Origin of the sequence: Streptomyces griseoflavus (assembly GCF_014649995.1) — a bacterium.
Taxonomy (GTDB): Bacteria; Actinomycetota; Actinomycetes; order Streptomycetales; family Streptomycetaceae; genus Streptomyces; species Streptomyces griseoflavus.
On sequence record NZ_BMUC01000001.1, the window covers coordinates 377,070 to 380,834 of the forward strand.

Annotated in this window: 6 protein-coding genes; 5 read left to right on the plus strand and 1 reads right to left on the minus strand. The window is 68.9% G+C overall.

The window, feature by feature from the left end:
- Positions 1-12 precede the first annotated feature (12 nt).
- Entirely contained in the window at positions 13-480 is a 468-nt protein-coding gene (locus IE172_RS01655; RefSeq protein ID WP_190095224.1) for an NUDIX hydrolase, read from the minus strand.
- 18 nt (positions 481-498) lie between these two features.
- Between IE172_RS01655 and IE172_RS01660 the strand changes: the two genes are divergently transcribed.
- From IE172_RS01660 to IE172_RS34295, 5 genes are all read left to right on the plus strand, one after another.
- Positions 499-1,278 carry a GntR family transcriptional regulator gene (locus IE172_RS01660; protein ID WP_190095225.1) on the plus strand — a complete coding sequence of 260 codons (780 nt, stop codon included), beginning with the start codon at positions 499-501 and terminating at the stop codon, positions 1,276-1,278.
- Positions 1,279-1,416: 138 nt separating this feature from the next.
- Positions 1,417-1,773 (plus strand): SCO3933 family regulatory protein, encoded by a 357-nt coding sequence (locus IE172_RS01665; RefSeq protein ID WP_190095226.1) that lies wholly within the window; start codon positions 1,417-1,419, stop codon positions 1,771-1,773.
- 3 nt (positions 1,774-1,776) lie between these two features.
- Positions 1,777-3,135 carry an FtsK/SpoIIIE domain-containing protein gene (locus tag IE172_RS01670; RefSeq protein ID WP_190095227.1) on the plus strand — a complete coding sequence of 453 codons (1,359 nt, stop codon included), beginning with the start codon at positions 1,777-1,779 and terminating at the stop codon, positions 3,133-3,135.
- An 82-nt stretch (positions 3,136-3,217) separates the two neighbouring features.
- On the plus strand, positions 3,218-3,421 hold the full coding sequence (locus IE172_RS01675; protein ID WP_229885743.1) for a hypothetical protein: 204 nt from the start codon (positions 3,218-3,220) through the stop codon (positions 3,419-3,421).
- On the plus strand, positions 3,421-3,765 hold a 345-nt coding region (locus IE172_RS34295), incomplete at its 3' end, for a DUF2637 domain-containing protein (RefSeq protein WP_229885744.1). The genes IE172_RS01675 and IE172_RS34295, both read left to right, overlap by 1 nt.

Sequence of the window (3,765 nt, forward strand, 5' to 3'; positions counted from 1 at the left end):
GTAGGGAAATTCTTACCGCGCTTGGATCAGGTGCTTGCCGTCATGGCTCCGGACATGGGGCCCGTTGCCGTCCAGTGCATCGAGCAGCCGCACCGCGAAGACCTCGGTCATGCGCTCGGCCACCTCTTCGGGCGTGAGCCAGTCGACCGCTGTTGACTCCGCGGATGTCCGCTCAGCGCCTCCCGACGGCTTGCACCGGAACACCAGGGCGACGATGCCGCGCGTCGTGTTCTTGTAGACCCCCGTGAGCTCGTCGACTTCGACACGGATGCCGGTCTCTTCCCAGACCTCGCGGGCTACGCCGTCCTCCGGGGACTCGGAGAGCTCCAGCACTCCGCCCGGGAGCTCCCACGTTCCATTGTCCGCTCGTCGGATCGCCAAGAGTCGTCCGTCCTCGCGCACCACGGCACCCGCCACGGACACGGAGTGCAGTGGCGTTGACTGGGTCTCTCGGACGCTGTTACTCATGTACAGGAGCATAGGAGAGTGAGAAGGACTATGGGAACAACCGTAGGAGGTGGCAGGGCCGTACCTCGGTACGTTCAGATCGCCGACGAGATCATTCAGCAGATCCGGGCTGGTGTCCTCAAGCCTGGTGACATGGTGCCCAGCGAATCCGAGTTGGTCGAACGCTACGGAGTCTCCGGCGGCACGATCCGCAAGGCCATGGTGGAGGTCCGTGCCAGCGGCCTGGTGGACACCCGCCACGGCAAGGGGTCGACGGTCAAGGATCGTCCGCCTGTGCGGCTGCGGTCCTCCGACCGTTTCCGGGCCTCGCACCGCCGTGCTGGCAAAGCCGCCTACCTCGCGGAGTCGGCCCAGTCCGGTGCCACAGCCAAGGTCAGCGTTCTGTACATCGGTCCGATGGAGGCCCCGGAGGAGATCGCCGACCGGCTCGGCGTTCCGGCCGGCACTCAGGTCCTCGCCCGGCGGCGGCTCTACTTCCGCAACGGTGTCCCGGTCGAGACGGCCAGCTCGTATCTGCCGTGGGACGTGGTCAAGGACATCCCCGAGTTGTTCGCCGAGAACCCCGGGCCCGGCGGCATCTACGCCCGCCTGGAGGACGACGGTCACGCCTTCGCGGAGTTCGTTGAAACTCTGCAGGCGCGGCCGGCCTCCAAGGCTGAGGCTTCCGAACTGGCGCTGAGTCCCGCCGCTCCTGTGGTCCACCTCGTCCGCGATGCCGTCACCGAAGCGGGGCGCGTGGTGGAGGTCTGCGACACCCTCATGGCTGCTGACCAGTTCGTTTTCGAGTATCACATTCCCGCGGCCGACTGACGCTCGCTCACATCCCCTCGACCCGCCCGGACTTCTTCATCCTGGCGGGTTGACTCATGTATAGGAGTCATGCACTCTTCTTCATGTCACTCATATACATGAGTGACGGAGTCCAGCACTTCTAGAGGAGTGATCTCTGTGCGTCAGATCCCCGTCGACACCCTCAACGCGACCGTGATGGTGGCTCAGCCCCCGCAGCCGAAGGTCAAGGACCGCCGTACCGGCGAGCGCGCGATGGACGCCGAGACCGGCGCCGCGCTGTCGACCGTGGACGTGATGTTCGCGGCCAACGGTGAGGTGGAGATCCTGTCGGTCACCGTTCCGGAGTCCGGCATCTCGGGTGAGCTGGTGATGGGCACGCCGGTCGCGCTGACCGGCCTGATCGCCCGTCCGTGGGAGAACGAGTTCAACGGCCAGAAGCGGCACGGCATCGCCTTCCGCGCGGTCGCGGTGACCTCGCTGGCCAACGGCGCGTCGAAGCCGAAGGCGGCCTGAGTCATGACGTGGCTGTTAGTCGCCCTGGTGCTGGTCGTCGCTGCTGCGGGTCTCCTGCGGTGGCGGCGCCCCGCCTGGTACTGGCTGACCTTCGGGGTCACCCTCGCTGCGCTGCGGGTCCTGGTCCGGTACGGCTCGGTCATGGACGCCTGCGGCCTGACGGTCCCGGCCCCCCGCTGGCGCCTCGCCCTGGCCCGGATGGCAGACCGACCCGTCCCCCGACCGCGAGCCCCGCGCATCCTGCGCGTACGGCCGACCCGGACCGGCCTGGTGCTCCGGCTCAAGCTCCGGCCCGGACAGGACGCCTTCGACGTGTCCGCCTCCTCGGACCGGCTGCGGCACTCCTTCGGCATGTACGGCGTGACCTCGAGAGAGCTGCGCTCGGGCGTCGTCGAACTGCGGATGACCGGCTATGACGTGCTCCGGCGGGTGCAGATGCCGACCTTGGCCGATGACGCCCGGCCGATGCGCGTCCCAGTCGCCCTGCGTCAAGACGGCTCGGTCCACTACCGCGACTACCGGGCCGTGCCCCACGCGCTCACCCTCGGGGCCACGGAGTCGGGGAAGTCGGTCTATCAGCGCAACCTCGTGGCCGGGCTCGCGCCGCTGGACGTCGCGCTGGTCGGCATCGACTGCAAGCAAGGGGTGGAGTTGTTCCCGCTGGCCCGCCGGTTCTCCGCGCTGGCCGACAACCCCGACACCGCTGCCGAGATCCTTGATGCCCTGGTGGCGCACATGGAGGACGTCTACAGGCTCATCCGTTCCCATCAGTCCATCAGCGTGAGCGTGCCGGATGCGGAGATCGCCGCCGACATTTGGGACCTGCCCGAAGACCTGCGGCCGGTGCCGATCGTGGTCCTGGTCGACGAGGTGGCGGAACTCGCCCTGTTCGCCAACAAGGAGCAGGAGAAGCGGCGCGACCGGATTATCACCGCCCTGGTCCGCCTGGCCCAGCTCGGCCGTGCGGCCGGCATCTATCTGGAGATCTGCGGGCAGCGCTTCGGCTCCGAACTCGGTAAGGGCATCACCATGCTCCGCGCCCAGCTCACCGGCCGCACCGCCCACCGCGTCAACGACGAGACCAGCGCGAACATGGCCTTCGGTGATATCTCCCCGGATGCCGTGCTCGCCGCGATCACGATCCCTGCCGAAGCTCGCGGGGTCGCTATCGCCGGTGACTCCACTGGAGGTTGGCACCGTATCCGCGCTCCGCACACGTCGCTGCGGCAGGCCGTGAACCTCTGCAACAAGCACGCCGACCGCACCCCACACCTGCCCGGCCTGGACGCCTTCCGGCCTGCACTCGGCACCGCCGCGCCCGTTCCGGGCCCGGCTGTCGAGTCCGCCCCGGCCGCCGCCTGAGCCACACCCCCTGATCGGTCGGCGTGACCGCTCTTCGCGCCAAGTCCCTACCCCTGCCATGCCAGAAACCGGAGGTGAACCCGTGGACACCCGCGAGGACTTCAACCGCACGGTGCATCTGCTCAGCGCCCTGGCCTTGTACGCCCACACCTTCGGCGCCGACCCCGACTTCGTCGACGCCATCGGCCCGTCCCTGGCCGTCTCCCTCCCCGAACCCCCGTCCGGGATCTTCCCGCCCGGCTACGACCCGGACGACGGCCCTCACTACCCCGGAGGGCAGCCGTGATGGCCCGCCTCCGCATGGACGCCGTCCTGGTCCAGGCCGTCATCGCCGGGGCGCTGTCCTTCGCTCACTTGCATGACCTGGCCGCCGCTGCCGGACAGGACGGCTGGAAAGCCTGGGCCTACCCCGTCTCGGTCGACCTGCTCCTGGTCGCCGCCTGGCGACGGCTGCGCACGGATGGGCCGTCCCGGCTGGCCTGGTGCTGGTTCCTCATCGCCCTGGTCGCCTCGCTCGGCGCCAACGTCGCCACCGCCGGACTCCTCGACCTGCACGACGTCCCGGCCTGGCTGCGCATCCTCGTCGCCGCCTGGCCCGCCCTGGCCTTCATGGGCGGCACCCTCCTCGCC

Excerpts from the sequence above, each read along its gene's own strand:
- IE172_RS01655 (WP_190095224.1), bottom strand. The coding sequence starts at position 480 with ATGCTCCTGTACATGAGTAACAGCGTCCGAGAGACCCAGTCAACGCCA.
- IE172_RS01660 (WP_190095225.1), top strand. The coding sequence starts at position 499 with ATGGGAACAACCGTAGGAGGTGGCAGGGCCGTACCTCGGTACGTTCAG.
- IE172_RS01670 (WP_190095227.1), top strand. The coding sequence starts at position 1,777 with ATGACGTGGCTGTTAGTCGCCCTGGTGCTGGTCGTCGCTGCTGCGGGT.